Source organism: Rhizobium ecuadorense, from assembly GCF_001187535.1.
Lineage (GTDB): Bacteria > Pseudomonadota > Alphaproteobacteria > Rhizobiales > Rhizobiaceae > Rhizobium > Rhizobium ecuadorense.
The window spans coordinates 1-316 of record NZ_LFIO01001259.1; the positions used below are offsets into that span (position 1 = coordinate 1).

Consider the following 316-nt stretch of genomic DNA (forward strand, 5'->3'; position numbering starts at 1 on the left):
ATTGAGCGGTGCGGGCATGGGACAGTCTCCGTTTCAGGCGTAGTCTAGCGGATCCAAAGCTACGGCTTTGCTGGAGATCGGTTGGTGGCAGCAGAAGATTCCGTCTTGGCAGGATGCCAGCAGCGGTTTGTGCTTCGGCCTGTCCCGCAACGCGGTCGACACGTCTGACTTATGTGTTAAGGTCGATGTCGGGAATACGGCAGCATAATCTGCTGCGTCATTGGCGATCTCGAGCAAGTGAGGGCCGTGTGAGATGAAACTCGACCGGATCGACGTAAAAATTCTCTACGAACTGCAGAAGAATGGCCGCGTCACC

General features: G+C 55.7%; 1 protein-coding gene. It reads left to right on the plus strand.

The window, feature by feature from the left end; genetic code table 11:
* Positions 1-253 precede the first annotated feature (253 nt).
* Positions 254-316: winged helix-turn-helix transcriptional regulator (locus AF337_RS42600; protein ID WP_342028454.1), on the plus strand; the 63-nt coding region annotated here is incomplete at its 3' end.